Origin of the sequence: Rubellimicrobium thermophilum DSM 16684 (genome assembly GCF_000442315.1) — a bacterium.
Lineage (GTDB): Bacteria > Pseudomonadota > Alphaproteobacteria > Rhodobacterales > Rhodobacteraceae > Rubellimicrobium > Rubellimicrobium thermophilum.
The window spans coordinates 231596-245422 of the sequence record NZ_KE557324.1 but is presented as its reverse complement, the minus strand read 5'-3'; the positions used below and the strand labels follow the sequence as shown (position 1 = coordinate 245422).

10 protein-coding genes and 4 pseudogenes are annotated in these 13827 nt (G+C 71.8%); 4 read left to right on the top strand and 10 right to left on the bottom strand.

The window, feature by feature from the left end; all coding sequences use genetic code 11:
- Positions 1-143: 143 nt before the first annotated feature.
- Positions 144-467 (bottom strand): hypothetical protein, encoded by a 324-nt coding sequence (locus RUTHE_RS13435; RefSeq protein WP_021099013.1) that lies wholly within the window; start codon positions 465-467, stop codon positions 144-146.
- Complete coding sequence (locus RUTHE_RS13430; RefSeq protein ID WP_021099012.1) at positions 464-1819, bottom strand: glutamate--cysteine ligase; 1356 nt, start codon at positions 1817-1819, stop codon at positions 464-466. Before RUTHE_RS13430 ends, RUTHE_RS13435 begins: the two co-directional genes overlap by 4 nt.
- Before the next feature lie 147 nt (positions 1820-1966).
- Between RUTHE_RS13430 and RUTHE_RS13425 the strand changes: the two genes are divergently transcribed.
- The 4 genes from RUTHE_RS13425 to RUTHE_RS13410 all read left to right on the top strand — a co-directional run bounded on the left by RUTHE_RS13425 (position 1967) and on the right by RUTHE_RS13410 (position 4883).
- Complete coding sequence (locus RUTHE_RS13425; RefSeq protein ID WP_021099011.1) at positions 1967-2455, top strand: hypothetical protein; 489 nt, start codon at positions 1967-1969, stop codon at positions 2453-2455.
- Positions 2456-2530: 75 nt separating this feature from the next.
- The gene (gene pyrC / locus RUTHE_RS13420; protein WP_021099010.1) at positions 2531-3808 is read left to right on the top strand and encodes a dihydroorotase; all 1278 of its coding nucleotides are present in this window, start codon (positions 2531-2533) and stop codon (positions 3806-3808) included.
- Position 3809: 1 nt separating this feature from the next.
- Positions 3810-4409: a glycerol-3-phosphate 1-O-acyltransferase PlsY gene (plsY, locus tag RUTHE_RS13415; RefSeq protein WP_021099009.1), complete on the top strand. Its 600-nt coding sequence runs from the start codon at positions 3810-3812 to the stop codon at positions 4407-4409.
- A 102-nt stretch (positions 4410-4511) separates the two neighbouring features.
- On the top strand, positions 4512-4883 hold the full coding sequence (locus RUTHE_RS13410) for a response regulator (RefSeq protein WP_021099007.1): 372 nt from the start codon (positions 4512-4514) through the stop codon (positions 4881-4883).
- Positions 4884-4911: 28 nt separating this feature from the next.
- On the opposite strand, the pseudogene dapD reads toward RUTHE_RS13410, so the two are convergent.
- The 8 genes and pseudogenes from dapD to RUTHE_RS13380 all read right to left on the bottom strand — a co-directional run.
- Positions 4912-5739 (bottom strand): annotated as a pseudogene (gene dapD, locus RUTHE_RS13405) (2,3,4,5-tetrahydropyridine-2,6-dicarboxylate N-succinyltransferase).
- A gap of 112 nt (positions 5740-5851) precedes the next feature.
- Positions 5852-6658 (bottom strand): GNAT family N-acetyltransferase, encoded by an 807-nt coding sequence (locus tag RUTHE_RS15635; protein WP_021099004.1) that lies wholly within the window; start codon positions 6656-6658, stop codon positions 5852-5854.
- A gap of 79 nt (positions 6659-6737) precedes the next feature.
- The gene (locus RUTHE_RS17815) at positions 6738-8303 is read right to left on the bottom strand and encodes a PAS domain-containing hybrid sensor histidine kinase/response regulator (protein WP_245542261.1); all 1566 of its coding nucleotides are present in this window, start codon (positions 8301-8303) and stop codon (positions 6738-6740) included.
- Positions 8269-9969 carry a PAS domain-containing protein gene (locus RUTHE_RS15630; RefSeq protein WP_211217759.1) on the bottom strand — a complete coding sequence of 567 codons (1701 nt, stop codon included), beginning with the start codon at positions 9967-9969 and terminating at the stop codon, positions 8269-8271. The genes RUTHE_RS17815 and RUTHE_RS15630 overlap by 35 nt, the downstream gene beginning before the upstream one ends.
- A 302-nt stretch (positions 9970-10271) precedes the next feature.
- Positions 10272-11045 (bottom strand): annotated as a pseudogene (locus RUTHE_RS17810) (enoyl-CoA hydratase-related protein); the annotation flags it as partial.
- Positions 11042-11890 (bottom strand): annotated as a pseudogene (locus tag RUTHE_RS13385) (hydroxymethylglutaryl-CoA lyase). The pseudogenes RUTHE_RS17810 and RUTHE_RS13385, both read right to left, overlap by 4 nt.
- Positions 11883-12092, bottom strand: a complete 210-nt coding sequence (locus RUTHE_RS17805; RefSeq protein ID WP_245542260.1) for an acyl-CoA carboxylase biotin carboxyl carrier protein subunit — start codon at positions 12090-12092, stop codon at positions 11883-11885. The pseudogene RUTHE_RS13385 and the gene RUTHE_RS17805 overlap by 8 nt, the downstream one beginning before the upstream one ends.
- Before the next feature lie 462 nt (positions 12093-12554).
- Positions 12555-13822: pseudogene (locus RUTHE_RS13380) on the bottom strand (acetyl-CoA carboxylase biotin carboxylase subunit); the annotation flags it as partial.
- Positions 13823-13827: the final 5 nt, after the last annotated feature.

Below are 13827 nucleotides of genomic sequence, written 5' to 3'. Positions count from 1 at the left end.
GGCATGCAGCTGCCCCCGCTGCCCGCCCCCCGCGCGCCCCGCGCCCCGACGGCTCACGGCGCTCGAGGCGGCGGCCCTGCTGCAGGAAAGGGGACAGGCTGCCTGATTGCCCCCCGACCCGATCCCGCTGCCCCTGCCCCGTCTCAGTCCCGGAACGGGGTGACCTGTGCCACGATCACGGCATTTTCGGCCAGCGCCCTGTCCATCAGCGCCCGTTCCTCCTCGGGGATGTCGTGCCCTTCGGCCAGACGTTCCTCCAGGGTGCCGTAGCCCGAGACATCAAGCGGATTCAGACCTGCGGCCTTCAGCACCGCGACCGTCTCCCGCACCGCTTCCGCCTCGTCCACACCGGACGCATAGCATAGCAGCGCCGCCCCCGTCGTGCCCTCGGGCAATCCGTCACCCTCGCGGCGCCCGGCCTCGACAAGAAGGGTATAGACCTTCTGGCGGCGGGAACGGTCGCTCACAGGCGGCACTCCTCATAGAGGCGGGACAGGTCGCCCTGCCATTCGCCCTGATAGCGGGCCAGCAACTCGTCGGCCTGGACCCGCCCCGTCTCGACCGAAGCCCGGAGCGGAGCGAGGAAGGGGCGCTCGTCGGGGATGCCGGCAGCGGCCCGGGCGCGCAGCCCCTCTTCGGCCAGATCCAGCGCGGCGCGGGCAAGGTCGATCAGCCGCACCCCATCGACCTCGCCCTGCAGGGCCCTCTCGGAGGCGGCGATCCGCAGCCCTTCGCGCGTGCCGGCATCAAGGCCCTTCACCAGGTCCCAGGCCGCATCGAGAGAGGGCTGATGATACAGCAGCCCCACCCAGAAGGCCGGCAGCGCCAGAAGATGCGGCCGGTCGCCGCTGTCGGCGCCGCGCACCTCGATGAACTGCTTGACCCGGGCCTCGGGGAAGACGGTGGTCAGGTGGTCGGCCCAGTCGGACAATGTCGGCACCTCGCCGGGCAGGGCAGGCAGGCGGCCGGCAAGGAAGTCGCGAAAGCTCTGCCCCAGGGCATCGATGTAGCGCCCGTCGCGATAGACGAAATACATGGGCACATCGAGCACCCACTGGACATAGCGCTCGAAGCCCATCCCCTCCTCGAAGACGAAGGGCAGCATGCCGGTCCGCGCATCATCGAGCCCCCGCCAGATGCGGCTGCGCCAGCTCCGGTGGCCGTTGGGTCGCCCCTCGAAGAACGGGGACGAGGCCCAGAGCGCCGTTGCGACCGGCTGGAGCGCGAGACAGACGCGCAACTTCTGCACCATGTCCGCCTCGGATGCGAAATCCAGATTCGCCTGCACCGTGCAGGTGCGATACATCATCTGGGTGCCGTGGGTGCCCACGCGGTCCATGTAGCCGGTCATCAGACGGTAGCGCCCCTTGGGCATCACCGGCATCTGTGCATGGGTCCATTCCGGTGCCGCCCCGATCCCGAGAAACCCGATCCCGAGGGGGTCGGCCACGGCGTGCACCTCGCGCAGATGGGCATCGAGTTCCGCCGCCGTCTCGTGGATGTGGCGCAGCGGCGCGCCCGAAAGCTCCAGCTGCCCCCCCGGCTCGAGCGAGATGCTGGCGCGTCCGCGCCGCAGGCCGATCAGGGCCTCGCCTTCGTGCACCCGCTCCCAGCCCTGTGCCGCCACCCCCTCGAGAACGGTCAGTACCGAGCGCCCACCTCCATAGGGAAGCGGCAGGCGGCTGTCGGTCAGGAAGCCGAACTTCTCGTGTTCGGTGCCGACCCGCCATTCGGCCGCGGGCTTGCAGCCCCGTTCCAGCCATTCCGCAAGCTGCTCGGGACGCTCGACCGGGCCGCCGCCGGATTGGGGAATGGACATGCGCGCCTCGCCTTGACTGCCGCGCAGAGGTGCCGCGCGACAGGGCCGGAGTCAATGCACCGCCGGCCCGCTTCGGCCCGAAGCATCGGGGCGGTCCCGTTGCGGCGGGACAGGGCATCTGGCAGCGTTCAGCCGGGAGGTCGCCCGATGGAGATTCCACCGCTCGTGGCCAGCCCGGACGAAGCGCGAGCCGCAATCCTTGCCTTCGAACCGGAACTCGGACAATCGCCGGCACTGGCGGCGCGGCTTGCCTATCCGCGCGCCTGGCTGGCGCTGAAGACCGAAGACGGCTGGCGCTATGCCTTTGCTCTCTGGGCCGGATACCGGGGGCTGACGGCCGAACGCTATCTGGCCCTCAGCCCCCATCTCGACAGCCGCCGGGCCGAGGCTGCGCTTGCCTCCTGGTTCTTCCCCGTAGCCGATTCACGCCGGACCGAGAAGCACGACCGACGCCTTCGGGCCCTGTTCGCCCGGGCGGGGGTCAAGGCGGCACCGAATGCACGGGTCCGTTTCCTCGAACCCCTCGACCCCGCCGCGGTCCGGCAGGGGGACCGGGCGCTGGTGGATCTTCTGGAAGCTGTCTATCGCTCGCTTCCGGCCGCGGCGCAGGCCGCCTTCCGCAAGCGGATCGGCTGAGACCGGCCGATGCCGCAGGCCTTGCCCCGGATCGCGAGGCGCGGCTAGAGGAGAACCGCACCGCAGGGAGGGCCCATGACCCGCACGCTGATCCGCGATGTCCGGCTCGTGGACCCCGAGGCCGGGACCGAAGCCCCGGGGGCACTCGTGATCGAAGGCGGGCACATCGCCGGCCTGTTTCCCGCAGCCCCGGAGGGCGACTTTGCCACCATCGTGGATGGCAGGGGGTGCTGTCTGGCCCCGGGCATCGTGGACTGGGGCGTCAAGGTGGGAGAACCGGGCGAGCGCCACAAGGAAAGCCTGCGTTCGGCCGGGCTTGCCGCGGCAGCGGGCGGTGTGACCACCCTCGTGACGCGGCCCGATACGGAACCGGCGCTCGACAGCCCCGAAGCGCTCGAATTCGTCCGCCGCCGCGCCGCCAGCGAATGCCCCGTGCGTGTCCTGCCCATGGCAGCCCTGACCCGGGGCCGCGAGGGGCGCGAGATGGCCGAAATGGGCTTCCTGCGGGATGCGGGCGCCGTCGCCTTCACCGACGCAGACCGGGTCGTGATGGACAGCCGCGTCCTGGCCCGCGCCATGACCTATGCCCGGGGACTCGGGGCGCTGGTCGCCACGCAGACGCAGGACCCCTGGCTGTCGCAGGGCGCCGCGGCCACCTCCGGCAAGCTCGCCACGCTCAAGGGGCTGCCGGGCGTCTCTCCCATCGCGGAGCGCATCGGCCTTGAGCGTGACCTCGCCCTGGCAGAGATGACAGGCGTCGCCTTCCACGCCCATCAGGTCACCACTGCCGCCGCCCTGCCGGCGCTGCGGCGGGCCAAGGAGGCCGGGCTCGACGTGACGGCCGGAATCTCGGTCCATCACCTCACGCTCAACGATCTCGACATCGGGGAATACCGCACCTTCTTCAAGCTGGTCCCGCCGCTGCGGAGCGAGGCGGATCGCGCAGCCTGCGTCGAGGCCCTGGCCGCGGGCCTCATCGATGTGCTCTGCTCCTGGCACACCCCGCAGGACGAGGAGAGCAAGCGCCTGCCCTTCGAAGCGGCAGCCCCCGGCGCGGTGGGTCTCGAGACGCTGCTGCCGGCGGCACTGCGGCTTGTCCATGGGGGGCACATCTCCCTGCCTGCCCTGTTCCGTGCGCTGTCGCTGAACCCCTCGCGGCGCCTGAACCAGCCGACGGGCCGGCTGGCTGTCGGGGCGCCCGCCGATCTCGTCCTGTTCGACCCGGACATCCCCTTCGTGCTCGACCGGTCCACGCTGCGATCGAAGTCGCGCAACACCCCCTTTGACGGTGCACGGCTGCAGGGGCGCGTGATCGGCACCTGGGTCGGCGGAACCCGCATCTGGGGAGACTGACATGACGACCGCCATCCTGATCTGGACCGGATTCGGATATCTGCTCGGCTCCATCCCCTTCGGCATCCTGATCACCCGTGCGATGGGGCTGGGCGACATCCGCGCCATCGGATCGGGCAATATCGGCGCGACCAATGTCCTGCGCACCGGAAGCAAGGCCGCCGCCCTGGCCACGCTGCTGCTCGACGGCGGCAAGGGCGCGGCAGCCGTCCTGCTGGCCCGGACCATCGCCGGCGAACAGGCCGCGCTGGCGGCCGGCATCGCGGCCTTTCTGGGGCACTGCTTTCCGGTCTGGCTCGGCTTTCGTGGCGGCAAGGGCGTGGCGACCTTCCTGGGCCTGATGCTGGCCCTGGCCTGGCCGGCGGGGCTTTTGGCCTGCGCGACATGGGCCGTCACGGCGGCGCTGTTCCGCTTCTCCTCGCTGGCGGCCCTGGTCGCGGCGGGGCTGTCGCCGCCATGGGCCTGGGCGACAACCGGACGGGGCGACCTGACCCTGGCCGCGGCCGCGCTGGCCCTTGTGGTGTTCTGGCGCCACCGCGGGAACATCGCACGGCTCCGGGCCGGCACCGAGCCACGGATCGGACAACGCAAGGACAGCTGAGTGCATGGATTGCATCGCCAGCACAAAAGCCTATCTCCTGCCGCCGGAAGACAGCGACCGGCCGGCACAGGGGCTGCGACAGGCGCTGACCGTGGAGGGATGATGACGGAACGGGCAAGCCTGTCGGGCAAGCGGATCCTCGTGGTCGAGGACGAAGCGATCGTGGCCATGCTCATCGAGGATATCCTGACGGATCACGGGGCGGCGGTCGTGGGGCCGGCGGCACGGATCGAGACGGCGCTGGAGCTGGCCGATGGCGAAGCGATCGACGCCGCCCTGCTCGACGTGAATCTGGCAGGGGCGACGACGGCGCCGGTGGCCGAACGGCTGCGCGCACGCGGCATCCCCTTCGCCTTCGCGACCGGCTATGGCACCTCGGGCCTGCCGGCGGGATTCGAAAGCAGCCCGCTCCTTCAGAAACCCTTCCAGGAACAGGACCTGACGGCCGTCCTGTCCCGAACACTGGAGGCCTGAAGGGGGGCTGAGGAACCCCGGCCTCCCTTCAGTCCCGCAGCAGCTCGTTGATGCCGGTCTTGGCGCGGGTCCTCTCGTCCACGCGCTTGACGATCACGGCACAGTTGAGATGGACCCCGCCCGCCGAGGGCAGCGACCCCGCCACCACCACCGACCAGGGGGGGCACCTCGCCATAGGTGACCTCACCCGTGGCCCGATCCACGATCTTCGTGCTCTGGCCGAGGAAGACCCCCATGCCGATGACCGACCCTTCGCGCACGATCACCCCCTCGACCACCTCGGAGCGGGCACCGATGAAGCAGTTGTCCTCGATGATCGTGGGGGCGCCTGCATCGGCTCGAGCACGCCGCCGATGCCGACCCCGCCCGAGAGATGCACATTGCGGCCGATCTGGGCGCAGGACCCCACCGTGGCCCAGGTATCCACCATCGTCCCCTCGCCCACATAGGCGCCGAGATTGACAAAGCTCGGCATCAGGACGACGCCCCGGGCAATATGGGCCGAACGGCGGACGATCGCCCCGGGAACCGCGCGGAACCCCGCCTCGCGCCAGCGGGCCGCATCCCAGTCCTTCCACTTGCTGTCGACCTTGTCCCACCAGTGGCCACCCTGGGGCGCGCCGGACATCGGCTCCATGTCCCGCAGGCGGAAGCTGAGCAGGACCGCCTTCTTGGCCCACTGGTTGACACGCCAGACCCCGTCCGGCTGCCGTTCGGCAACGCGCAGCTCCCCGCGATCCAGCGCATCCAGAACCGCCTCCACGGCATCGCGCGTCTCGCCCCGCGTGGCGGAAGAGAGGGATTCGCGCGCCTCCCAGGCGGCTTCGATGACAGGTTCGAGATCGGACAGGGGCATGAACGGGCCTCCGCAGGACTGGCTGGCTTCTAGGGCGGGGTTCGACGACGCGCAACCGCCCGCCCGACGGATACGCATGCGAGCGGTTTCTCAGACAAAGATTAAGGCTTTCCTACAGGACCGAACGGTCCTCGGGCGATTCGCGCAACACCCCACCCCCCGACGCCCCGCCTCCCGACTCCCCGCCTCCCGACATCTCGCCCATGGGCGATGCCGGCGCGGCGTCGGGGCAACCCCGGTCGGGGCGACGGAGGCAAAGGCGGAGCCATGGCCCCTCGCGCCCGATCATGGCAAAGCCCGCCCCGCACAGGATGCGCAACGAGGCCGCATGCCCCTCATGGACGCGGGCCGTCAGCACGCGCAGGGCGGGATGGCCGGCAAAGGCCCACGCGACAGCCTGCTTCACGAGCGCCGAGCCGATCCCCCGTCCCCAGTGGCGGCGGCCGAGCCAGTAGCTCAGTTCGGCCTCCCCCTCGTCCGGCCCCCAGAGCAGCCGGACCTGCCCGACCGGCTCGCCGTCGGCCAGCACGGCACGGACGGCATGATGCGGCGCCCCGGCCAGCGCGATCAGGGCAAGGGCATCCTCATCGGTCAGGGGGCGGTGATCCTCGGGCAGGAAGCGCCAGACGGCCGGATCATCCAGCAGCGCACGATAGAGGGGGGCATCGGCGGCGGTCCAGTCGCGGAAGGTCAGAGCCGGCGGGCCACCCCCGCCCGCGGCCGGCGGGGGCGGCGGGGGCGCCAGATCGTCGCGGCAGTCGGCCGGAACCCATCCGGCCTGTGCCGCATCATAGGCCAGCACCACCCCCTGCGACCGAGCGAGAACCAGCTCTTCGGCCTCGAGCGGCCCTCCGAACGGCGCCGGCGCGCAGCCCAGCCTGCCCCGGTCATCACCCCGACGACCCCTGATTGCCCCCATCGATTGCCGTGCGACACAGATGGGAAGGGCCCGCCCGGCTGACAAGGACCGCGCCGCCGCCTCGGTCGCCTGCTGTCCTTCAGTGCCGGTCCAGCACCTCGCCCAGGGCGCGGGCGAGACCTTCGTAGGTGAAGGGTTTGTCGAGGATCATCTCGCCCTCGAGCCGCTGACGATCGGCATGGCCGGTCATGAAGAGGACCGGCAGGCCGGGCCGCATCGCACGGGCCTCGGCGGCCAGCATCGCGCCATCGCGCCCCGGCATGACCACATCCGTCAGCAGGACCGCGATGGCCGGCTCGGCGCGCAGCCGGGCCAGCGCCGCCTCTGCCCCGTCCGCCTCGATCACGCGGAAGCCGAGATCCTGGAGCTGGGCCGCCGTGACCCCGCGCACGGCCGCATCATCGTCCACAAGAAGGACACAGAGACCGGGCGAGGAGCGGATGGGGGCCCCGGCCTCGTCAGCCTTGGCGGCCGCATCCGGCCCCTCGGCCAGCGGCAGCCAGAGGGTGACGCGCGTTCCCTCTCCCTGGCGGCTTTCGATCCGCAGCGCGCCCCCGGACTGGCGCGCGAAGCCGTGCACCATCGCCAGCCCCAGCCCCGTCCCCCGGCCCGGCTCCTTGGTGGTGAAGAAGGGTTCGAGAACGCGCTCCAGCAGGTCGGGAGAGATGCCGCAGCCCTCGTCCGCGAAGGTGAGGGCAACGGCCGGGCGGTCCTCCATCTCGGGCGGGCGCTGCGGATCCTCTGCCGGCGAGAGGCGGATCGACAGGGTGGCCCGGCCTCGGCCCTCCATCGCATCCCGGGCATTGACGGCCAGATTGATGAGCGCAGTCTCGAGCTGCACCGGATCCACCTGCACCGGCGGCAGTCCGGGGGGGCATTCGACCGAGAGCGCCACTCCCGGCCCCAGCGACCGGGCGAGCAGCGGCTCGGCCTCCTCCATCAAGGCGGCCAGATCCACGGCCCGCGGCGCCAGGACCTGCTGACGGGCAAAGGCCAGAAGCTGTTTGACCAGCAGGCCGCCTCTTTCGGCCGCACGGACCCCGTGGCGCGCCACCTCGATCAGGCGCGGATCGCGGGCACGCCGCTCCACCACCTGGAAGCCCCCGGCGATGGCCGCGATGATGTTGTTGAAGTCATGGGCGATGCCCGAGGTGAGACTGCCCAGTGCCTCGAGCTTCTGCGCCTGGATGAGCTGGGCCTGGGCGGCCTCCTTCTCCCGGATTTCGGCAGCGAGCCGGGCATTGGCCTCGGCCAGCGAGGCGGTGCGTTCGGCCACGCGCCGCTCCAGTTCCGCATTCGCCCGTTCGATCTCGAGGCTCGACGCGGCCAGGGCCTCGCGCGCCTCGACGAGATCCTGGATATCCACCGCCGCCCCGACCCATTGAAGCGTGCCGCCGGCCGGGCCCGGCACGGGGCTGCTGCGCACCAGATGCCAGCGCCAGACCCCGTCAGCCCGGCGAAAGCGCCATTCGGCCGCGACGGTCGCGGCATCGACCGGATCCCCCGGCGGCGGCAGTCCGGCACTGTCCCGCTCCTCGGGGTGGATCACGGCGCGCCATCCCTCGCCCAGCAGACGGGCAGGCGGCAGGCCGGTATAGTCTGCAAAGCGGTCATTGACCCACAGAGTGCCCCCTGCCCCGGTCAGGAAGATCAGGGCGGGCAGCGTGTTGGCAAGGGTGCGGAAGCGGGCCTCGCTCTCGGCCAGGGCCGTCTCGGCGCGCTTGCGGGCGGTGATGTCGCGCACGATCCCCACCAGGCGCACCGCCTGCCCGCCGAGGAAATGGACCCGGCCGGCGGTGGCGATCCAGCGTTCCGGCGCGTCGTCCCGGGCGAGCAGACGGTATTCGGCCCGATAGGCCCCCATCGCCCCTGGGATCGAGCGCCCGCGCCACGGCGGCGCGCATCAGCACCCGGTCCTCCGGATGGATCCCCGCGACGAAGATCTCGTCCGTTATCGGGACATCCGGCGCCACGCCCCACATCGCGCGCAGGCGGGCATCCCAGGAAATCGCCCCGGTGACGAGGTCGATGTCGAAGATCCCCATTCCGGCGGCCTCGGTGGCAAGCTGGAGACGCTCTTCAGCAAGGCGCTGATCGGTGACATCGGTGGCCAGCCCGATCCCCCGCCGCTGGCCTGTCACCGGATCGGCGGCAACCACCACCCGATCGCGGATGTCGCGGATCGACCCATCGGGGCGGATGATGCGATAGCGCCCCTCGACAGCCTCGCCGCGCTGGAGCCTGGCCCTGCGGTCCTCCATGGCGGCGCGGTCATCGGGATGGACAAAGGCCGCGAAACCCTGCGGATCGGCCAACAGGGCCGCGACGGGGCGTCCCCAGATCACCTCATAGGCAGGGCTGACATAGGACAGCCGTCCATCCTCCAGCGCCACGACGTAGAAGACCTCCTGCACCGCCTCGGCCATCTGGCGGAAGCGCGCCTCGCTGGCGCGCAGGGCGGCCTCGGCCCTGGCGCGTTCCGCCGTCTCCCAGGCCCGTGCGGCCGTTTCCTCGACCAAGGCCACCTCGGCTGCGGTCCAGCGGCGGGGATGGGCATCGGCGGCAAAGAGCAGCGCCCGCATCCGCCCCTCGCGCAGCAGCGGCACATCCACCGAGGCCCGCGAGCCGTTAGACAGATAGCCCGACGGGTCCGGCACGCGCGGATCCTGCAGGACATCCTCGACGATCACCGTTTCGCCGCGCAGCAGGGGGCCGAGCCGGCCTGCGCCGAACTCGTCGAGGCGGCGGCGGCGCAGCAGCGAGGGCGTGTCGCCTGCACGCCATTCGTTCTCCACCACGCCGTGGATTCCGTCCTCCTCGACCCGGCTGAGGCCGACAAAGGTCGCCCCGAGCTCTTCGCCGAGCATGGCGCAGGCGGCATCGAGCGCCGCATCGGCCCCCCTGGCCCCCCGCAGCCGTTCCTCCAGCCTCAGCAGATAGTCGTGCCGCCGCAGCGCGACCTTCTCTGCGGTGATCTCCTCGACGGCGACGACTGCGCCAAGCACCTCTCCGTCCGCCCCCCGCAGCGGCCGCCAGCTCGTGCGCCAGCTGTGCTGTTCGCCGGGCCTGGCGGGGGTTTCGCCCGTGAAGACGGTTTCGGCCGGATCCTCGCCCGCAAGGATCCGGCGCATCGCCGCTTCGACCTGGCCGGCCAGATCCGGGATCACGGCAGCCACCGGACGGCCGGCATGATCCTCTGCCGGCAGGCCGTTCATGGCGGCCAGACGGGCATTGACCCGCACAAAGCACAGATCGCGATCGATGATCGCCAGCCCCGCAGGGGCCACCGCCATGAGAGCGTCGATCGCCATGCCGGTCGGCAGGGGCACAAGGCCGCCATCCCCTGTCCTGCGCCCCGCGCCTGCAGACCCCATCCCCGGCCGGTGCCCTCTTCGCTTCTGGCGGACCGGTGACCGGCCCCCGCCCTGCCATCTCTCCGGACCGGCGGCGGACCGGGCCCTGCCCGACCCCCACAAGACCCGGCGGCAGGATCGGCAGAGCCCGCCCGGAAGGTCAAGCCCCGCCCGAGCCCCCGCGGGACCTCTGCATCCGGCATGTCCTCAGGCCCGTCTTCACGGCGCGGCCGCCTCTCCCCCCCTGTTCGCCCCCCCTGCCAGGAGGGTCGGCCGCGAGCCAGGAAGGCGGAGATCCCCTCTGCGGCCTCGGCGCTCTCCCACCGGCGGATCAGGGCCTCGATGCCGAGGGCAACCGCCTCTTCGGTCACGGACGGCCCCAGCGCCCGCAGCAGGGCCTTGGCCTCGCGCAGGGCCCCGGGCGCGCAGTGCAGGAAGGGCGCGACCTCCTCTTCCACCGCGCGATCGAGCGCCTCGGGCACCACGCTGCGGACCAGCAGGCCGAGCGAGACCGCCTCTTGCGCCGTGAAGGCCCGTCCGGAAAGGATCATCCGCCCGGCCGCCGGCCCCAGACGCGCCACGACATAGGGGCCGATCGTGGCCGGGATCAGCCCGAGCCGCGTCTCGGTCAGGGCGAAGCGCGCATCATCGGCCGCCACCGCCACATCAGCCAGGCACAAAAGGCCCACCCCGCCGCCATACGCCGCACCCTGAACCCGGGCGACCAGCGGCTTGCCCAGCCGCCAGAAGGCCCCGAGCATCCCGGCCAGGGCCCGCGCCGCGGCCTCGCGCCCCGCCGCATCCGCCTCGATCTGTTCGCGCATCCAGGCCAGATCGGCGCCGGCGCAGAAGCTTCTGCCCTCGCCCGCAAGGACCACCACGCGCACCCTGTCATCGGCATCAAGCTGTGCCGCGGCCTCGGTCATCCGGGCGATCATCGCCGCGTTCAGCGCATTGTGCCGCACACCGCGCGCCAATGTCAGGCGCGCGACCCCTCGCCCATCCACGGTCAGCCGGATCGTCTCTTCGCTCATGCCCGCATCTCCCTTGCCATCGCGGCCGCCCGCGCGAGGGCCTTGCGGTCGATCCCCGTCGCAAGACCCAGCGCCGCGAGACGGTCCACCAGCGCCTCCGTCGCGGGATTGCCCGGGGCCCTCGGCGCATAGGGGCACCCCCCAAGCCCGCCAGCCGATCCGTCGAACACCCGCAGACCGCGCGACAGGGCCACCTCCACATTCGCCAGGGCCCGGCCGCCCGTGTCGTGGAAATGCCCCGCCAGACACCCGGCCGGCACGACCTCCAGCACGGCATCGAGCATCGCCCCCACCCGGTCGGGCGTGGCCCGGCCCAGCGTCTCGCCCAGCGCGATCTAGGCACAGCCCATCTCCAGAAGCCGCCCGGCCACTGCCGCAACCGCCTGCGGGGCGACCGGCCCTTCATAGGGACAATCGGTGACGACCGAGACATAGCCTCGCACCGGCACGGCATCGGCCCGGGCAGCCTGCACGACCTCTGCAAGGCGGTCCAGCGCCGCGCCGACCGAGGCGTTGAGATTGGCACGGCTGAACCCTTCGGTCGCCGCGGCGAAGACGGCCACCCAGTCTGCCCCCGCCGCACGCGCCGCCGCATAGCCCCTGAGATTCGGCACCAGCGCCATGAAGGCGGTGCCGCGCGGACGGGCGATCCGGGCCATCACCTCGGCCCCATCGGCCATCTGCGGCACCCGGCGGGGCGAGACGAAGGAGGCCGCCTCGATCCGCCGGAAGCCGCAGGCCGACAAGGCATCGACCAGCGCCACCTTCCGGGCTGCCGGAATCGCCCGGGTCTCGCTCTGGAGGCCGTCGCGGGGGCCCACCTCCACCACCTCCACGCTATCCATCGCCCGCTTCCCCGCCGATCCGCATGAGCGCGGCCCCTGCCTCGACCTGATCCCCTTCGGCCACGGTCACCTCTTCCACGACGCCGTCGCGGGGCGCGGTCAGGCGATGTTCCATCTTCATCGCCTCGAGCACCGCCAGCCCATCGCCCCGCCTGACGCGCGCCCCCGCCCGCACCGAGAGCGCCTTGACCAGCCCCGGCATGGGGGCCCGCAGCACCCCTTCGCCAGCCGCTGCCACGGCCTCCCGCATGAGCGGGTCAGGCAGGACGACATGCCATTCGCCATCACCGGCCCAGACGCTGACCCCGCCGGAATGACGCACCGCGCGCGGGGCCGGTGCGTCATCCACCCACCACCGTCCGGCGCGCCGCTCGACCCTCGCCTCGCCCGCCGCTGTCCCGATCCGGTGCCGCCCCGGCCCCAGCGTCTCGATCCAGGCCGATCCGCCGTCCCCGAAGGCCACTGTCCGCCTGAGCGGCCCCCAGAGCGCGAAGCCGGCATGCTCCGGTTCCCCGTCGAGCAAGCCGGCCGCCGCCAGCGCCGCCATGGCCAGGACCGCGGCATCCGGGGCCGCCCGGGCGCAGAGAGCCGCCAGATCGCGCCCGATCAGCCCTGTATCCACCTTGCCCTGCCGGACATCGGGGTGCCGCAGCAGGCGGCGCAGGAAGGCGATGTTGGTCACCGTTCCCGCCACCTCGGTGGCCTCCAGCCCCTGGGCGAGCCGCGCGAGCGCCACGGCGCGCGTCGGGCCATGGGCGATGATCTTGGCGATCATCGGATCATACCAGGGCGAGATGGCATCCCCCTGCCGGACGCCCGTTTCGATCCGCAGGCCTTCGGGCCAGCGCAGATGGGCGATGCGTCCGGTGGCGGGCAGGAAGCCGGCCGGCACATCCTCGGCATAGAGCCGGGCCTCGACGGCATGGCCGGACAGGGGAATCGCATCCTGGGCGAGCGGGAGCCCCTCGCCCGCTGCCACGCGGAGCTGCCATTCCACGAGGTCGATCCCCGTCACGGCCTCGGTCACCGGATGTTCGACCTGCAGGCGGGTGTTCATCTCCATGAACCAGAAGCGATCGGGGCGCAGGCCGTCCGAGGGGTCGGCGATGAACTCGACCGTCCCGGCCCGCGATAGCCGATGGCCTCGGGCCGCGCGCACCGCCGCGGCGCCCATCGCCTGGCGCATCGCCGCGGTCATGCCCGGCGCGGGCGCCTCCTCGATGACCTTCTGATGACGCCGCTGGAGCGAACAGTCGCGTTCGTGCAGATGCACTGCGCGGGTGCCGTCGCCGAAGACCTGCACCTCGATATGACGGGGGGAGGGGATGTATCTCTCGATCAGCACCGCGGCGTTGCCGAAGGCGGTGCGGGCCTCTCCCTGCGCGGCGGCGAGGGCAGCGGCAAAGTCCTCCGGGCGCTCCACGAGGCGCATCCCCTTGCCCCCGCCCCCGGCGACAGCCTTGATGAGCAGGGGAAAACCGATCCTCTCTACCTCGGCCAGAAGCCGGCCGGGCGACTGGTCCTCGCCTGACCAGCCTGGCACGACCGGCACCCCGGCCTGCGCCATCAGCCGCTTGGCCGCATCCTTCAGCCCCATGGCCCGGATCGCCGCCGCCGGAGGACCGATGAAGGCCAGCCCTGCCGCCTCGACCGCCTCGGCGAAATCCGGGTTCTCGCTGAGGAATCCGTAGCCGGGATGGATCGCCTCGGCCCCTGCGTCCAGAGCCGCCGCCAGGATGCGGTCGGCGCGCAGATAGCTTTCGCCCACGGGGGCGGGCCGATCCGCACCGCCCGGTCGGCCAGCGCCACATGCCGCGCCTCCGGCATCCGCGTCCGAGAACACGGCGACCGTCTCCACCCCATCCGCCGGGCTGTGGCGATGATCCGGCAGGCGATCTCTCCGCGGTTGGCGATCAGGATGCGGCGGAACATGCGTC